The 15,706-nt window shown below is 63.4% G+C and carries 16 protein-coding genes; 12 read left to right on the top strand and 4 right to left on the bottom strand.

Annotation, left to right across the window (positions count from 1 at the left end):
* Nucleotide 1: 1 nt before the first annotated feature.
* The 11 genes from CGK93_RS18275 to paaZ all read left to right on the top strand — a co-directional run bounded on the left by CGK93_RS18275 (nucleotide 2) and on the right by paaZ (nucleotide 10,509).
* Nucleotides 2–409 (top strand): DUF2177 family protein, encoded by a 408-nt coding sequence (locus CGK93_RS18275; protein WP_332460062.1) that lies wholly within the window; start codon nucleotides 2–4, stop codon nucleotides 407–409.
* 9 nt (nucleotides 410–418) lie between these two features.
* Nucleotides 419–877 carry an SRPBCC family protein gene (locus CGK93_RS18270; RefSeq protein ID WP_089596041.1) on the top strand — a complete coding sequence of 153 codons (459 nt, stop codon included), beginning with the start codon at nucleotides 419–421 and terminating at the stop codon, nucleotides 875–877.
* Nucleotides 877–1,533: a pentapeptide repeat-containing protein gene (locus CGK93_RS18265; protein WP_089596040.1), complete on the top strand. Its 657-nt coding sequence runs from the start codon at nucleotides 877–879 to the stop codon at nucleotides 1,531–1,533. The genes CGK93_RS18270 and CGK93_RS18265 overlap by 1 nt, the downstream gene beginning before the upstream one ends.
* A gap of 155 nt (nucleotides 1,534–1,688) precedes the next feature.
* Nucleotides 1,689–2,915, top strand: coding sequence for a thiolase family protein (locus CGK93_RS18260; protein WP_089596039.1), 1,227 nt, complete (start codon nucleotides 1,689–1,691; stop codon nucleotides 2,913–2,915).
* Nucleotides 2,915–3,733 (top strand): enoyl-CoA hydratase/isomerase family protein, encoded by an 819-nt coding sequence (locus tag CGK93_RS18255; RefSeq protein ID WP_089596038.1) that lies wholly within the window; start codon nucleotides 2,915–2,917, stop codon nucleotides 3,731–3,733. Before CGK93_RS18260 ends, CGK93_RS18255 begins: the two co-directional genes overlap by 1 nt.
* Nucleotides 3,730–4,593, top strand: a complete 864-nt coding sequence (locus tag CGK93_RS18250) for a 3-hydroxyacyl-CoA dehydrogenase family protein (RefSeq protein ID WP_089596037.1) — start codon at nucleotides 3,730–3,732, stop codon at nucleotides 4,591–4,593. Before CGK93_RS18255 ends, CGK93_RS18250 begins: the two co-directional genes overlap by 4 nt.
* A 26-nt stretch (nucleotides 4,594–4,619) precedes the next feature.
* Nucleotides 4,620–5,216, top strand: a complete 597-nt coding sequence (locus CGK93_RS18245; RefSeq protein ID WP_089596036.1) for a GNAT family N-acetyltransferase — start codon at nucleotides 4,620–4,622, stop codon at nucleotides 5,214–5,216.
* 264 nt (nucleotides 5,217–5,480) lie between these two features.
* Nucleotides 5,481–6,356: an SGNH/GDSL hydrolase family protein gene (locus CGK93_RS18240; protein WP_089596035.1), complete on the top strand. Its 876-nt coding sequence runs from the start codon at nucleotides 5,481–5,483 to the stop codon at nucleotides 6,354–6,356.
* 155 nt (nucleotides 6,357–6,511) lie between these two features.
* A complete protein-coding gene (locus CGK93_RS18235; RefSeq protein ID WP_089596034.1) occupies nucleotides 6,512–7,252 on the top strand; it encodes a tyrosine-protein phosphatase in 741 nt (246 codons plus the stop codon).
* 30 nt (nucleotides 7,253–7,282) lie between these two features.
* Nucleotides 7,283–8,266, top strand: a complete 984-nt coding sequence (locus CGK93_RS18230) for a glycosyltransferase family 2 protein (RefSeq protein WP_089596033.1) — start codon at nucleotides 7,283–7,285, stop codon at nucleotides 8,264–8,266.
* Between the two features lie 143 nt (nucleotides 8,267–8,409).
* On the top strand, nucleotides 8,410–10,509 hold the full coding sequence (gene paaZ, locus CGK93_RS18225; protein WP_089596032.1) for a phenylacetic acid degradation bifunctional protein PaaZ: 2,100 nt from the start codon (nucleotides 8,410–8,412) through the stop codon (nucleotides 10,507–10,509).
* A 508-nt stretch (nucleotides 10,510–11,017) separates the two neighbouring features.
* On the opposite strand, the gene CGK93_RS18220 is transcribed toward paaZ, so the two are convergent.
* The 3 genes from CGK93_RS18220 to CGK93_RS18210 are packed head-to-tail and all read right to left on the bottom strand — an operon-like array spanning nucleotide 11,018 to nucleotide 13,473.
* Nucleotides 11,018–11,620: a TetR/AcrR family transcriptional regulator gene (locus tag CGK93_RS18220; protein WP_089596031.1), complete on the bottom strand. Its 603-nt coding sequence runs from the start codon at nucleotides 11,618–11,620 to the stop codon at nucleotides 11,018–11,020.
* Between the two features lie 30 nt (nucleotides 11,621–11,650).
* Entirely contained in the window at nucleotides 11,651–13,000 is a 1,350-nt protein-coding gene (gene paaK / locus CGK93_RS18215) for a phenylacetate--CoA ligase PaaK (RefSeq protein WP_089596030.1), read from the bottom strand.
* Nucleotides 13,001–13,008: 8 nt separating this feature from the next.
* The gene (locus CGK93_RS18210; RefSeq protein ID WP_089596029.1) at nucleotides 13,009–13,473 is read right to left on the bottom strand and encodes a hotdog fold thioesterase; all 465 of its coding nucleotides are present in this window, start codon (nucleotides 13,471–13,473) and stop codon (nucleotides 13,009–13,011) included.
* Between the two features lie 108 nt (nucleotides 13,474–13,581).
* Here CGK93_RS18210 and CGK93_RS18205 point away from each other — a divergent pair, with 108 nt between their 5' ends.
* On the top strand, nucleotides 13,582–14,160 hold the full coding sequence (locus tag CGK93_RS18205) for a GNAT family N-acetyltransferase (RefSeq protein ID WP_089596028.1): 579 nt from the start codon (nucleotides 13,582–13,584) through the stop codon (nucleotides 14,158–14,160).
* Here the strand turns inward: CGK93_RS18205 and CGK93_RS18200 are convergent.
* Nucleotides 14,153–15,706, bottom strand: coding sequence for a putative bifunctional diguanylate cyclase/phosphodiesterase (locus CGK93_RS18200; RefSeq protein WP_089596027.1), 1,554 nt, complete (start codon nucleotides 15,704–15,706; stop codon nucleotides 14,153–14,155). The two genes, CGK93_RS18205 and CGK93_RS18200, sit on opposite strands and share 8 nt — an antisense overlap.

The following is a 15,706-nucleotide window of genomic DNA, read 5'->3' as shown; positions in this document are numbered from 1 at the left end:
CATGAAGCGTTGGCTTCTGTCCTACGCGCTGGCAGCAGTGATCTTTGCCGTGATCGACGTCGTATGGATCGTCACCGTGGCGCAGCGGCAGTATGAAAGCCAGATCGGACACCTTATGGCGTCCAGTCCGCAGCCGGTCGGGGCCGTGCTGTTCTACGTGGTCTTCGTTGCCGGGATTGTTCACTATGGCGTGCGGCCGGGGAAGGCGGACCTCACGCTGGGTCGGCGGGTCGCGGGAGGAGCGTTGTTTGGCTTCTTCACGTATTCCACTTGGGCGTTGACGGCGCTCGCAGTCCTGAAGGACTTCCCGCCGATGGTGGCGGTGACCGACATTGCCTGGGGTGTTGGTGTCTGCGCTGTGGTCACCTGGCTGACTGCCCTAATTGGGACTGTCAGGGGTCGGGTCTAGGCTCGATGTATGGAACACACCACCACCCTGACGCAACACATTAAGGCAGGTCCGGAGAAAGTCTGGGCCGTTATCTCGGACATCCCGGGCTCAGCCGGCACCCTCTCCGGCATCGACTCCGTCCAGTTGCTCAGCGAGGGCCCGTACGGCGAAGGCACTCGCTGGAAGGAAACCCGGACCATGATGGGCAAGCAGGAAACCGTCGAAATGTGGGTGTCCCAGGCAGACCCACCGCGCAGCACTACTGTGAAGGCGCTTCAGGGCGGCGCTGATTACACCTCGCGCTTTACCCTCTTCGAGCGCGACGGCGGTACGGACCTTACGCTGACGTTCGGCGCCGAGGTGCTCAAGCCGTCGTTCCTGAGCAAGGTGGGTATGGCGCTCTTCGGGAAAATCGGCATGAGCATGACGCGCAAGGCCCTCGCCAAGGACCTGGCGGAGATCGCAGCGAAGGCGGAATCCCTCTGATGGCGGCTGCGAAGGTTGCGGCCCCTAAGATTTCAGCGGTTCGTTTGGAAGAACTGCGCGACGACGACGCTCCGGACTTCCAGCGTGGCGAACGGTATGACGGCGTCAGGTGGACCAAGGTTTCTGCCGACGGAGAGGAGCTGAGTGGCTCCGACTTCATTGAATGCGAATTGAACGGTGTCTCCTTCAACGAGGCGCAGTTGCGGGGTGCAACGTTCCGCGAGTGCATTCTGGCCGAGCCGTACGCGCCGGTCTTCACCGCCGCACGGAGCTCCTGGCAGGACGTGGAAATCAGCAACCCTCGATGGGGCTCAGCTGAGCTCTATGAGGGGAACTGGCGCTCGGTCCGGATCGACGGCGGCAAGCTGGACTATGTGAACCTCCGCGGCTCCAAGCTCATGGACCTCCAGATCTCGGACTGCATCATCAACGAGTTGGATCTCGGTGGCTGCGCAGGCACGAGGATCGCCCTGAAGAATTGCACTATAGGCACCTTGGACGTTACCGGGGCAAAGCTCAAGGATGTTGATCTGCGGACGTCGGAGTTCCGTGGCATCAACGGATTGGCCGGGCTGGCGGGGGTTGTTATCGATGACTACCAACTCAGCCTCATGGCACCCCTTCTGGCTGGTCACCTCGGGATCCGGGTGGTGTGATCCCGGGTTTCCGGGACTGCTTCGTTTCCTGTGCGGGCCGGTCAATAGATGACGTCAGCTGTTGACCGGCCCGCCGGGCCGTGTAATCTTTATAGAACGAACGGTCGGTATATTATTCCAGGCCGGTCCCTTTCACTTTCGCGAAGGATGTTCTCATGGTCGAGGCTTTTCTTGTTGGCGGCGCACGTACGCCTGTAGGTCGCTACGGTGGGGCACTGTCCTCCGTCCGCCCGGACGATCTCGCAGCATTGGTGGTCCGGGAAGCCGTGGCGCGTGCCGGCGTCGATCCTGACTCCATTGACGAGGTGATCCTCGGCAACGCCAACGGTGCCGGCGAGGAAAACCGGAACGTGGCGCGTATGGCCACCATTCTTGCCGGACTTCCCCTCCACATCCCGGGCATCACGGTGAACCGGCTTTGTGCCTCCGGCCTCAGCGCGATCATCATGGCCAGCCACATGATCAAGTCCGGTGCCGCTGACATCGTGGTGGCCGGTGGCGTTGAGTCCATGAGCCGCGCCCCGTGGGTTCAGGAAAAGCCCACCACGGCGTTCGCCAAGCCCGGGCAGATCTTCGACACCTCCATCGGCTGGCGCTTCGCCAACCCGCTCTTCACCCAGGGCGAGCTCTCACGCGACGGCAAAATGACCTACTCCATGCCGGAAACGGCTGAGGAAGTAGGCCGCGTGGACAAGATTTCCCGTGAGGATGCTGACGCCTTTGCCGTCCGTTCGCACGAGCGCGCACTGGCCGCGATAGCGGGCGGTCGCTTCAAGGACGAGATTGTTCCCGTGACGGTCAAGACCCGGAAGTCCGAGACCGTGGTGGACACCGACGAAGGACCCCGCGAAGGCACCACCATGGACGTCCTGGCGGGGTTGCGACCCGTTGTGCCCGGCGGATCCGTGGTCACAGCCGGCAACTCGTCCACGCTCAACGACGGCGCCTCGGCCATCATCGTTGCCTCTGAAGCAGCCATCAAGAAGTTCGGATTGACGCCCCGCGCCCGGATTATCGATGGTGCTTCAGCGGGTTGCGAGCCCGAGATCATGGGCATCGGTCCCGTCCCGGCCACGCAGAAGATCCTGGCCCGCACCGGGCTCACCGTGGACCAGTTGGGCGCCGTGGAACTCAACGAAGCTTTCGCCACGCAGTCGCTCGCCAGCATGCGCCGCCTCGGGTTGAACCCCGACATCGTCAACAACGACGGCGGCGCCATCAGTTTGGGGCACCCGCTCGGTTCCAGCGGCTCGCGTATTGCGATTACGCTGCTGGGGCGTATGGAGCGTGAACTCGCCTCATTTTCTGGACCTAAGCTCGGGTTGGCCACGATGTGTATCGGCGTCGGGCAGGGCACCGCAATGCTGTTGGAAGGCGTGTAATGGCACTGAACCCGGAAGACTTCACCACGCTTCTCATCGAGGAACGCGAGGACCGCCTCACTGTTTTGCTGAACCGTCCCGAGGTCCGCAATGCGATTGACCAGAAGATGGTGGACGAGCTCCATGTGGTCTGCGCTGAACTCGAGCGGAACCCGAAGGTGCTGATTATTGCCGGGACCGATGGCGTGTTCGCCTCCGGCGCGGACATTGGACAGCTGCGGGAACGCCGCCGGGACGATGCTTTGCAGGGGATCAACTCCACCATCTTTGTCCGGATCGCCAAGCTTCCTATGCCCGTCATCGCGGCCTTGGATGGATACTGCCTGGGCGGTGGTGCCGAACTCGCCTACGCAGCGGACTTCCGCATCGGGACTCCGAGCATCCGGATCGGAAACCCGGAAACCGGCCTGGGAATCCTCGCCGCCGCGGGTGCCAGTTGGCGGCTCAAGGAACTCGTGGGAGAGCCGAAGGCCAAGGAAATTCTCCTCGCCGGCACTGTGCTCCGCGCCGAGGAAGCCTTGCGGATCAGCCTCATCACGGAGATCCACGAAGCTCCCGAGCTGATGGACGCAGCGCATAGGCTGGCCGACCGCATCGGACGCCAGGATCCCTTGGCAGTGCGCATCACCAAATCCGTGTTCCACGCCCCGGCTGAAGCCCACCCGCTGATCGACACACTGGCCCAGGGGATCCTTTTTGAGTCCCAGGCCAAGTTTGACCGGATGCAGGCTTTTCTCGACAAGAAATCGGCGAAGGCTTCCCAGAATACTGACGCTCCCGCCACTGCCGACCTCACGCAAGACAGGACCCAGAAATGACAGAAGCTCCCGCCATCCCGCACGTCGTCGGAGTCCTGGGCGGAGGCCGGATGGGTGCCGGCATCGCCCACGCCTTCCTCGTCAAAGGTGCCACCGTGATTGTGGTGGAACGCGATCACGAGGCAGCGGCCGGAGCGCAAGGTCGCGTTGCTGACGCCGTTGCCAAGTCCGCCGCCCGCGGCACACTCAGTGAAACCCCCGAAGAAGCAATGTCACGCTTCAGCACCTCCACGGACTACGAATCCTTCATCCACTGTGGCCTCGTGGTGGAGGCCGTGCCTGAGGACTACGACCTCAAAGTTTCGGCGCTGAAAGCTGTGGAGGAGCACTTGTCCGCCGATGCTTTCCTGGCATCGAACACGTCCTCGCTCTCCGTCACCGGACTCGCCAACGAGCTCCGTCGGCCCGCCAACTTTGTGGGCCTCCACTTCTTCAACCCGGTGCCCGCCTCCACCCTTATTGAGGTGGTGCTGGCCGAGAAGACGTCTCCCGAACTCGCTGTTGCGGCGAAAAACTGGACGGAGGCACTCGGCAAGACCGCCGTCGTCGTCAATGACGCTCCCGGCTTTGCGTCTTCAAGGCTCGGCGTCGCGATTGCCCTTGAAGCGATGCGTATGGTGGAGGAAGGTGTGGCGTCGGCCGAGGACATCGACGCCGCCATGGTCCTTGGCTACAAGCACCCCACGGGCCCTCTGAAAACTACCGACATTGTGGGCTTGGACGTCCGGCTGGGTATTGCGGAATACCTGCACTCGACTCTTGGCGACCGTTTTGCGCCGCCGCAGATCCTCCGCGACAAGGTGGCTCGCGGCGAACTCGGACGTAAGACGGGTAAGGGTTTCTTCGACTGGAAAGACTGAACCCCGCGGGCGGTTAGGCTAACCGGGTGACTTCAATCGAACCCATCACCCTGACCGGAAAATTCGTGACGCTGGAACCGTTGAGCCAGGCACACCATGACGGGCTGGTGGATGCAGCCCGCGACGGCGACCTCTGGAAGCTTTGGTACACCTCGGTCACGACCCCGGAAGGAATGGCAGCTGAAATCGATCGCCGCCTGGACTTGCTGGCGAAAGGCTCCATGGTGCCGTTCGCCACGCGCTCCAACGCCACGGGCAAGCTCATCGGCATGACGACGTACATGAACATTGACCACGAGACTCCTCGCTTGGAAATCGGATCCACGTGGAACGCCGCGTCCGCGCACGGTACGGGGACCAACCCGGATTCCAAGCTCCTGCTCCTGCGGCACGCCTTCGAGACGCTGGGCTGCCCGGCCGTGGAATTCCGCACGCACTGGATGAACCAGCAGTCCCGCGAAGCCATTGCCCGGCTCGGTGCCAAACAGGACGGCGTGCTGCGGAATCACTCCCGCAGCGCCGATGGAGCCCTCCGCGACACCGTGGTGTTCTCCATCCTCGAGCACGAGTGGCCGGCTGTGCGCAACGGCCTGGAGTTCCGGCTGGCGAAGTACGGCGCGTAGACGCGAAGATTCGCCGGAGTGTGCGTCGAGGGGTGAGCTCTCGCCTTTATCCGGGCGCCGAGGGGTGAGCTCTCGCCTGTAAGTGCTCTCGTTACCCCCGAGAGCTAACCCTTCGGTGCGCTGTCAAGGTCTTCCCGCGGTACCCCGGCAGGCGTACTCTAGCCAACACATTGCCCCGGTACGCGGCCGAGTGGTGGGGCGAGCCGTGACCTCCGCACCTTCGGAGTGCCGGAGCCCCATTTGAGCAGTACGAAGGGGAGAATCATGGCAACTCATCAAGCACGACGACGGCTGGCGGCTTTAGCGGGCGGGCTCGCTGTCCTGGGACTATCGTTGGGATTCGTGGGGAGTCCTGCCACTGCCGCACCTCCGCCACCCGCTGACTACGTGGCACTCGGTGATTCGTACACGGCGGGGACCGGGTCGGGCGGGCTGTACAGGGACGCGCTTTGTTGGCAAAGCCACCCTGGCTATGTGGATGTAGTTGCGGATACTGGCCGGGTCAACTTACTGGGGAACCTCGCTTGCCACGGAGCCCTGCTTGTGCCCGGTGGTCCATTTTACAACGGTGCACCGTCCGTAATTGAACAGATCGCCTCCGGCCAAACCGCACTCCGAAATGCCGAGTTGGTGAGCATCACCGCAGGTGCCATCGATGCGGGGAGCCTTTTGGCGCTTCAGGCTTGCGCGACTCCGGATACGGTGACGTGCGCAGGGACGGTCAACGCGATCATCGCCAACCTCCCCGTGCTTGAGACCGGCCTTGAGGGTATCTACCAAACGATTCGAGCTTCGGCTCCGCAGGCAACCATTGCTGTCCTGGGCTATCCGCGACTCTTTGATCCGGTGAATGGTGTGCCGGTCATTCCCGTCCAGAACCAAACAATGGTCAATCAGGCCATCGACGCTCTCAACTCAACCATCGCCAAAGCGGTCGTTGACAGCGGGACCAACGCGAAGTTCATCGACGTGACCAAGAGGTTCGCCGGCCACGCTGCAAATTCCCTGGAGCCGTGGATCGTCCTGGACCTCCGGCTGCCTCTCCCGGACGCCAACTTCCATCCGAACATTGCCGGGCATCAGGCCTACGCAGCCGCGCTGGTCTCCGCCGTCAAGCCTGCCCAACTGGCCAAGCGGTAGGTCTACCAGTTCGTCGAGGGCGGGCTCTCGTCCCTTATGCACACCCGAATGTGCCGAGAGCTAACCCCTCGGCAAACCCGAATGTGCCGAGAGCTAACCCCTCGGCGCGCCTCAAAGCTCACACACGTGCCCTTCCGTGTGCTTAGCTGGCTGCTATGGAGGGGACATCTGAAGCTCACCGAAGCGTCCACTGGGACGGCGCCGTGAACGCGTGGCGGATCGCCGGGGACGTCTATCGGATGGGCCGGCATGAGTGGGTCACCGAGGTCGGCTGGCAGCAGATGTACGACGACGGCGTCCGCACCGTGATCGATCTCCGCGCCTCCCGCGAGCGTCGGCAACGCGACACCGATCCCGAGGTGCCGGACGATGTGAAGGCGCGAATCGACGTCGTACATTGCCCCACGGAGGATCCGGATCACCGCCGCTTCAGCGAGCTGTTCGGCCCGTACTTGAAGGATCCAGGGAAGTACGGCGATTACCTGAGTCTCTTCGCGGAGAAGATCGCGCCGGTCTTCAAGGCCATTGCGGCGTCGCCTGGCAAGGTGGTGGTTCATTGTTCGGCGGGGAGGGATCGCAGCGGCGTGATCGCGCTGATGCTGCAGCGGCTGGCGGGTATGAGTGACGAGGACATCGTTCGTGGCTACGAGCTTGCGGCCCGGGGAATCAATGAGCGGCATCGAACCCACGGTGCCCCGCATGCCCATGATCCGTACCTTCCCGATGCTGAACTTGAGGCCATGCTGGAGCAGAAAAGGGCGGGCCTGTGCGAGTTCCTCGAGGGGCTGGACGTCGTGGCCTTTTTGAGGGCCAACGGCGTTGTGGAACACGAGGTTGACGCACTGAGGTCAAAGCTCGGCTCGGGGGCCAGTACCGCTGCTAACATGCAGGATTGATCACACTTCCCCAAACGGAATGGACCCGCCATGAACGCCGGTGCCCGCGTCACCATCGTGACCCGAACCAAGAACCGTCCGATTTTCCTGGCCCGGGCCCTGGACGATGTCTTCGCCCAGACGCTCCAGGATTTCGAGCTGGTGATTGTGAACGACGGCGGCAACCCGGCCGACGTCGATCGCCTCACCTCCCAGCGGGCCGACGGCGAGCGGGAGCGGATCACCACGCTCCACCATTCCGAGTCCGTGGGAATGGAAGCGGCATCAAACGCGGGTATCAAGGCTGGATCCGGTGAGTTCATTGTGATCCATGACGACGACGATTTCTGGGCCCCGAACTTCCTTGAGAGCACTGTGGCTTACCTGGAGGATCCTGCGCATGGAGCCGAAAGTGGCGTCATGGTCCGGACGGAGATTGTCATCGAGGAACTGGTGGGGGACCGGATTGAGCCGATCCGCCGTGAGCTCTTCTGGGCGGATATGCAGCAGATCACCCTTGCGGACATGCTGAAGATCAACCGGGCCGTTCCCATTTCCTTCCTGTACCGCCGGAGCCTGCACGACGCCGTGGGCTACTACAACGAGGACCTCCCCGTAGTGGGCGACTGGGAGTTCCACTTGCGCACCCTCAGCCACTCGCGCGTGGGATTCATCGACGGCGAACCGCTAGCGTTCTGGTCGCAACGGCCGGAGTCCGAGGGCCATGAGGGCAACAGTATTTTCGCAAAGGCCGCCGAGCATGCCCGCTACGATGCCTTGGTCCGGGATGAGCATCTTCGCGATGGCGTGGCCCAGGGAGGGCTTGGCGGGATGTTGTACCTGACGCGCGTCCTGGCTGAGCAGGAGGAGCTCATCCGTGCCCAGCAGCGACGCCTCGACGAAACCGGCGCCAAGCTGGACCATGTTCTGGAGCGGCTGGATGCCCTGAACCAGACGGTCATTGCCCGGACCAGTGTGGGGGAGTTCCTCAAGAAGCCGCTGTTGTTGGCCAGGAAGCTGAGTGGCCGGGGCTGACGCCTCCCGCAAAATAACTGCTGTACTCCTCCGGGCATTCATGTACCCTGTATATATTACCGAACGGCCGGTCAGTAATGTTTGCCCCCGGGCAGCACCACAGACCGTGCCGATTTCACGTGCCTTGGAAGGACCCGTCGACGATGACCACTACCGCAGTCGCCCCGGAAACCACAGCCGTTGCAACCGTCCCCAGCTACGTTCAGGATGCCTGGTGGACACCGGCGCCTGATGCCACGAAAGTCCCGGTCCGCGATGCCAGCACCGGAGAAGTCCTGGCCAACGTGAGCACCGACGGACTGGACCTTGGCGCCGTCGTGGATTTCGCCCGCACCACAGGCCAAACTGAACTCGGGAAGCTGACGTTCCACCAGCGTGCGCTCAAGCTCAAGGAGCTTGCCCAGTACCTCAACGGCCGGCGCCAGGAGCTGTACGAGTCCTCGTCCCAGAGCGGCGCCACCAAGATCGACAACATGATCGACATCGACGGCGGTATCGGCGTGCTCTTCACGTTCGGCTCCAAGGGCCGCCGCGAACTGCCCAACTCGCAGGTTGTGGTGGACGGCCCTATGGAGGTCCTGTCCAAGGACGGCTCGTTCGCCGGTGAGCACATCTACACCCGCATCCCCGGCGTCGCAGTGCAGATCAACGCCTTCAACTTCCCCGTGTGGGGCATGCTGGAGAAGTTCGCTCCCGCCTTCCTCGCCGGTGTTCCCACCATCGTGAAGCCGGCTACGCCCACGGGCTACGTCGCCGCCGCTGCGGTCAAGGCAATGGTCGAATCGGGCATTCTCCCGGCCGGTTCCCTCCAGCTGATCTCCGGCTCCGCCCGCACCATCCTGGACGAACTCGATTACCGCGACCTTGTGTCCTTCACGGGATCGGCCTCAACGGCCAACTCGCTGAAGGGGCACCAGAATGTGGTCCAAGGTGGCGTCCGTTTCACGTCTGAGACCGACTCCCTCAACGCCGCGATTCTCGGCCCGGATGCGGTTCCCGGGACCCCGGAGTTCGACGCCTTCGTCAAGGCAGTCGTCACCGAAATGACCGTTAAGGCCGGCCAGAAGTGTACGGCCATCCGCCGCATCATCGTCCCACAGCAGCTCACCGCTGAGGTTGCTGCCGCCGTTGGTGCGCGCATTAATGAGCGCGTCGTTGTTGGCGACCCCCGCGCCGAGGGCGTCACCATGGGCGCCCTGGCTTCGCTGGAGCAGCTCGCCGACGTCCGCGCTGCTGTGCAATCAATGCTCGACGCCGGTGGCGAGCTTGCGTACGGATCCCTCGATACGCCGTCGGTCACCTCAGTTGGCGGCGAAGTGGGGGTCGTGGAGGACGGCGCTTTCATGTCGCCCGTTCTCCTGAGCTGGGCGGACGCCGAAGCCGAGGAAGTACACTCGCTCGAGGCCTTCGGTCCGGTTTCCTCCGTGCTCGGTTACTCGGATCTGGCCGACGCCGTCCGCCTCGCAGCCCGCGGTTCCGGCTCCTTGGTAGCTTCGGTGTGCACCAACGATCCTTCCGTGGCGCAGGAGTTGGTGCTTGGCATCGCAGCCCACCACGGCCGCGTCCACATGCTCAACCGTGAAGACGCCCGCTCCTCCACCGGTCACGGATCCCCGGTTCCGCACCTGGTTCACGGCGGTCCGGGCCGCGCCGGTGGTGGCGAGGAACTCGGTGGCATTCGTTCCGTCCTGCACCACATGCAGCGCACCGCCATCCAGGGCTCCCCGAACATGCTGACCGCCGTCACGGGCCAGTGGCACACGGGCGCCGACCGCAACTTCACGGTGGAAACCGAGGGCGAGCACCCGTTCCGCAAGCACCTCTCCACCCTCCGGATCGGCGACGCTGTTCGCTCGGAACTCCGGGAGGTCACGCTCGAGGACATTACTGCGTTTGCCAACTCCACGGGCGACACGTTCTACGCCCACACCAACCAGGAAGCAGCCGAAGCCAACCCGTTCTTCCCCGGCATCGTGGCCCACGGCTACCTTCTCCTGAGCTGGGCTGCCGGTCTCTTCGTGGAGCCTGCTCCGGGTCCCGTCCTGGCCAACTATGGGCTCGAGAACCTGCGCTTCATCACCCCGGTGGCGGCGGGAGATTCGATCCGGGTCACGCTGACAGCCAAGAAGATCACTCCGCGTGAGACGGACGAATACGGCGAAGTTGCTTGGGACGCTGTCCTGACCAACCAGAACGACGAAATCGTGGCCACCTACGACGTCCTCACCCTCGTGGAGAAGTAACCCTCTCTCACGTCCCGCGGGTTTGAGTGGGTCCCTCTCGCACATCCCGCGGGCTTGAGTGGGTCCCTCTCTCACGTCCCGCGGGCTTGAGTGGGTCCCTCTCTCACATCCCGCGGGCTCAAATGGAAATCGATGCGCCGGCGACCGATCGAACGCCTTCCCACATGAGGGGGAAGGCGTTCGGCGTTCCGGTTGCGGGCGGACAGGAGACTGCACGACGAAGCTACCTGTCTACTGGGATGTGCGAGAGGGATGGCCGGAAGCCCGTGGGATGTGCGAGAGGGACGGCCGGAAGCGCGTGGGATGTGCGAGAGGGATGGCCGGAGGCCCGTGGGAGGTGAGAGAGGGTTCGACTCAAGCGCGTGGGATGTGAGAGAGGGACGGCCGGAAGCCAGTGGGATGTGCGAGAGGGATGGCCGGAAGCCAGTGGGATGTGCGAGGGGGATGGCCGGAAGCGCGTGGGATGTGAGACAGGGACGGCCGGAAGCCCGTGGGATGTGCGAGAGGGTCAGGCGGCCGTGTGGAGGCCGTCGAAGGCCATGGTGATGACGTCGTCCGCGAGCTTCTCAGGGGACAGCGAGCCGCCCGGCTTGTACCATTCCACGATCGAGTTGATAGTGCCGAACAGCAGGCGCGTCACGGTGCGGGGATCGATGTCCTGCCGCAGGGAACCGTCCTCGCGGGCCGCAGAGATGAGTTCGGCTACCTTGTGGTCGAACGCGCGGCGGCGTTCCAGGGCGTCCCGCTCAATCTCCGTGTTGCCTCGGAGGCGCAGGAGAAGTGTGACGAAGGGCAGCCGGTCCACCAGCACAGCGATGGTCTGCCGCAGCACGAACTCAAGCCGGGCGTCGGCCGGCCCGGAGGTGGCGGCAGGCTCCTCGAGGATGGCCTCAAGGCCGCCCAACGCGTGGTCCAGGGCGAGCTTCAGCAGATCGCCCTTGGACGGCACGTGGTGGTAAATGGCTGACTTCGAGATCCCGAGGTTCTCGGCCAGGATGCCCATGGACGTAGCGTCGTACCCGTGGCGGTTGAAGACGTCGACGGCGATGCGGAGCACCGACTGCTGGTCGTAACCGGGCCGTCCGCGCTTGGTGGTGGTCTCAGTAGGCATGCTGGCATTTTCTCACGATCTCAAGCAAGGTCAGCCCTTGGGGCGCATGTCGTAGATCCGTCGAAGCTTGCCGTTGGACCGCTCAAGGGAACCAGGCTCTACTACGTCTACTACGCAAGATGACCCGACGTGAATCTTGATCTGCTCACGCAAGGTGTGCGCCGCCGTCGTGCCTGCATCGGTGGAGACGTTCTCGCGCCGTTCGATCTTCACGGTCAGTGAATCCATGCGCTTGCCCTCTGGGCGGGTGATTTCGAGCTGGAAGTGCGGGCTGAGTTCCGGGATGCGGAGCGCGATTTCCTCGATCTGCGACGGGAACAGGTTCACGCCGCGGAGGATGATCATGTCGTCGCTGCGGCCGGTGATGCGGCCCATGCGGCGGTGCGCCGGGCGGGCGGTGCCGGGGAGCAGGCGGGTGAGGTCCTTGGTGCGGTACCGGATAATCGGGAGCGCTTCCTTGGTCAGGGATGTGAAGACGAGTTCGCCGGGTTCGCCGTCACCGAGGACTGTGGAGTGGTCGAACGGATCGATGATTTCGGGGCGGAAGTGGTCTTCCCAGATGTGGCAGCCGTCCTGGGTTTCAACGGCTTCGCCGGCGACGCCGGGGCCCATGACTTCGGAGAGGCCGTAGATGTCCGAGGCCTTGATGTTCATGGTGTTTTCGAGCTCGTGGCGCATTTCTTCGGTCCACGGTTCGGCGCCCAGAACGGCGTACTTGAGCGACGTGGAGGTGGGGTCGATGCCCTGGTGTGCCATGGCGTCGGCGATGGTCAGCAGGTAGGTGGGTGTGGCAAGGATGGCGTCCGGCTTGAAGTCCTGGATCAGCTGGATCTGGCGTTCAGTCTGGCCGCCGGAGATCGGAATGACGGTGCAGCCGAGCGCTTCAGCGCCGGCGTGTGCGCCGAGGCCGCCGGTAAAGAGGCCGTATCCGTAGGCGTTGTGGACCTTCATGCCGGGCCGGACTCCGGAGGCGCGGAAGGAGCGGGCCACCAGTGTCGCCCAGTTGGCGAGGTCCTGCTTGGTGTAGCCGACTACTGTGGGGCGGCCGGTGGTTCCGGAGCTCGCGTGGATGCGTGCCACCTGGTCCTGGGGCACGGCGAACATGCCGAACGGGTATTCCAGGCGGAGGTCTTCCTTGGTGGTGTACGGGAATTTGCCGAGGTCGCTCAGTTCGCGGAGGTCCGAGGGGTGCACGCCGGCTTCGTCGAACTTGCGCTTGTACAGCGGCACTCGATCGTAGGCGTAGGCCACGGTGTGCTTCAGGCGGGTGAGCTGCAGGGCCTCGAGTTCGTCGCGGGAGATGGTTTCTTCACGGTCCAGCACGGGGTCAGTTGCCTTCGAGGAGGAAGCTGCGGGTGCGGCCACGGTGTTCTGCGTCATTGGGGTTCCTACTTCTTGGAGATGGTGCGGCTGCGGCCACGGAACTCGGCAATGAGTTCACCGTGCTCGGCGTCGGGGGCGGAATCGGCGTCAGGCGCGGCCGCGTAGATCTGGATGTCGTACAGGCCGCTTCGGCCGGTGCTCGCGCGGCGGTTTGCGACGGCGGTGATCACCTGGCCTTGGAACGCGGGCTTGATGAAGTTGATGTCGACGCCGGACGCCACCGTGATGTTGGCGGCTTGCTTGGGCGTGGGGTTGGCTGGGTTGCAGGCCAGTGCGAACGCGGTGTCCCCGAAGGCGAAGATCATTCCGCCGTGGGCCATTCCGAATCCGTTGAGCATCTCCTGGCGGAGGTGCATGCGGATGGTGGCGTGCCCGTCGTCGAGCTTGAGGACCTCGATGCCCATCCATTCGGACGCGTAGTCGTTCGTCAGGATGTGGTGCGATGCACCGGAGAGGGTTGTTTCAACCATGCGTCATTGCCTCCAGCTTTATTTACCGAATGTTCATTAGGTAATCCCAGATCGCGCCACGTGTCAAGACTGGACCAGTATTCGCCCGCACCTAGTAGCCTCGGAGACATGCCCGAAATTGAGCTCCCCATCACCACAGACCGACTCATTCTGCGCCGCTTCGAAGCGGAGGACCTCGATCGCTTCCACGGATACCAGTCGCTTCCCGAAACTGCCCGGTTCCTTCTGCGCAACGAGCTGACCAGGACCAAGTCCATGGAAGTCCTGGGCCGGTACGCCAACTTCGAGTTCAACCAGGAGGGTGACTGGATTTGCCTGGCCATCGAGAGGAAGGACCACCCGGGACTCATGGGCGAGGTGGTGCTGAAATGGCTTGAGGGGACAGGGCAGGCAGAGGTGGGCTGGATTCTCCATCCTGATGCCCAGGGTCACGGCATTGCCACCGAAGCCGCGGAAGCCGTGCTGAGGCTTGCGTTCGAGACGCTCTCATTCCACCGCGTTGATGCCAAGTTGGATGCCCTCAACGAAGGCTCGGCCGGCATCGCCAAGCGCCTGGGCATGCGCCTGGAAGCGACGCTGGTGGACAATTGGCACTACAAGGGCCAATGGGCCACGGAGACTATCTACGCGATTCTCGACTCCGAGTGGCGAACCCGGCACCATCCGTGGACGCGGACCATCAACTGACGGGCCACGTCTTGTGGTGCTTCAGCTGTTCGGTCAGCTGCTCTTCAGGCAGTGGCCTGCTGAAGTAGTACCCTTGGCCGCTGGTGCACCCGATGCTGAGGAGATATTCGGCTTGCTCGGCACTTTCGACGCCTTCCCACACCGCAGCCAACCCGCAAGCCCGGATCAACTGCAGCACGGCGGCCAGCAGTGCGGGTTGCAAGGGGTCGCTGCCCAGTGCTGAGAGCAGGGTCCGGTCCACTTTGACGGTGTCCACCGGAAGCTGGCGCAGGTAGCTGATGGATGAGTAGCCGGTGCCAAAGTCGTCGATTTCCAGTCCCACGCCCAGTCGGCGCAGGCTGTTGAGCGTGTAGCGGTCCAAGTCATTGCCTTGAATGACTGCGCTCTCGGTCAGTTCCAGGACCAGGAGTGACGGGTCCAACTCAGCCGAAGCCAAAGCCTCCCGGACGTCTTCAATAAACTCCAGCCGCTGTAGATCCGCCGCCGAAACGTTGATTCGCATGCTGAAGTTGTGGCCCGACGTGAGGGGGTCGGTGCGCCATTGCTTCAACTGCCCGACGGCGGTGCGGAGCACCCAGCCGCCCAGATCGGAAATCATTCCCGTTTCCTCGGCAATGGGGATGAACTCGTCCGGCATGACGAGTCCGCGGGTGGGGTGGTTCCAGCGGACCAACGCCTCCACGCCTTCGATTTCGCGGGTATCCAACCGGATGATCGGCTGATAGTAGAGCATCAGCTGCGAGCCGGTGATCGCTTCCTTGAGTTCGCCCACCAGCTGGTTCCTCATCTGCCGGGCGTGCAGCATGGCGGGTTCGAAGACCTTGAGCTTGCCGCGCCCGTCAGCCTTGGACTCGTACATGGCGATGTCCGCTTCCATCATCAGTTCCTCCGCGCGGTGGCCGGGATCGGCCATCCGGAGGCCCATGCTGGCACCGCAACGCAGGTGCTGGCCCTCAATCTCCATGACGCCCACCACTGCGGCAAGGATGCGGTTGCCGATGGAAGCGGCGATAGCGGGAGTCACGTCGGGGATCAGCACCGCGAATTCGTCGCCGCCCATGCGGGCCACCATGTCCTGATCGCGCACGGCGCCGGTGATCCGATTGGCCACCGTTTCCAGGACCTTGTCCCCGATGGTGTGCCCCAGAGAGTCGTTGATCGCTTTGAACCCGTCCATGTCCAGGAGGAGGATGGCTGCCTTTCGGCCGCTCTGCGCCCCACTGGCCTGGGCTTCGCTGAGTGCCGTGGCAAATGCTGAGCGGTTGTTCAGGCCTGTGAGGGGATCGGTCATGGCCATGTGCTGCATCGCCAGGTGGGCTTCGTTGAGCTGCTGGGTACGGGCCCGCACCCGTTGCTCCAACTCTGCGTAAATGATCTGGAGATCCTCCGCCAGGAGGTTGGTGCCCATGATCACGGCGTCGATTTCGTCCCGTGCCTCTGAGACTTCGATTCTGGTGTTGAGATCCCCGGCGGCCAACCTGACGATTCCGTCCAGGAGCAGCCCAAGGCGCGGGTCGTTGCCGGAGTACATTTTCCCTTCGGACAT

The organism is Arthrobacter sp. YN, from assembly GCF_002224285.1.
Taxonomy (GTDB): domain Bacteria; phylum Actinomycetota; class Actinomycetes; order Actinomycetales; family Micrococcaceae; genus Arthrobacter.
This window is presented reverse-complemented; position numbering and strand designations above follow the sequence as displayed.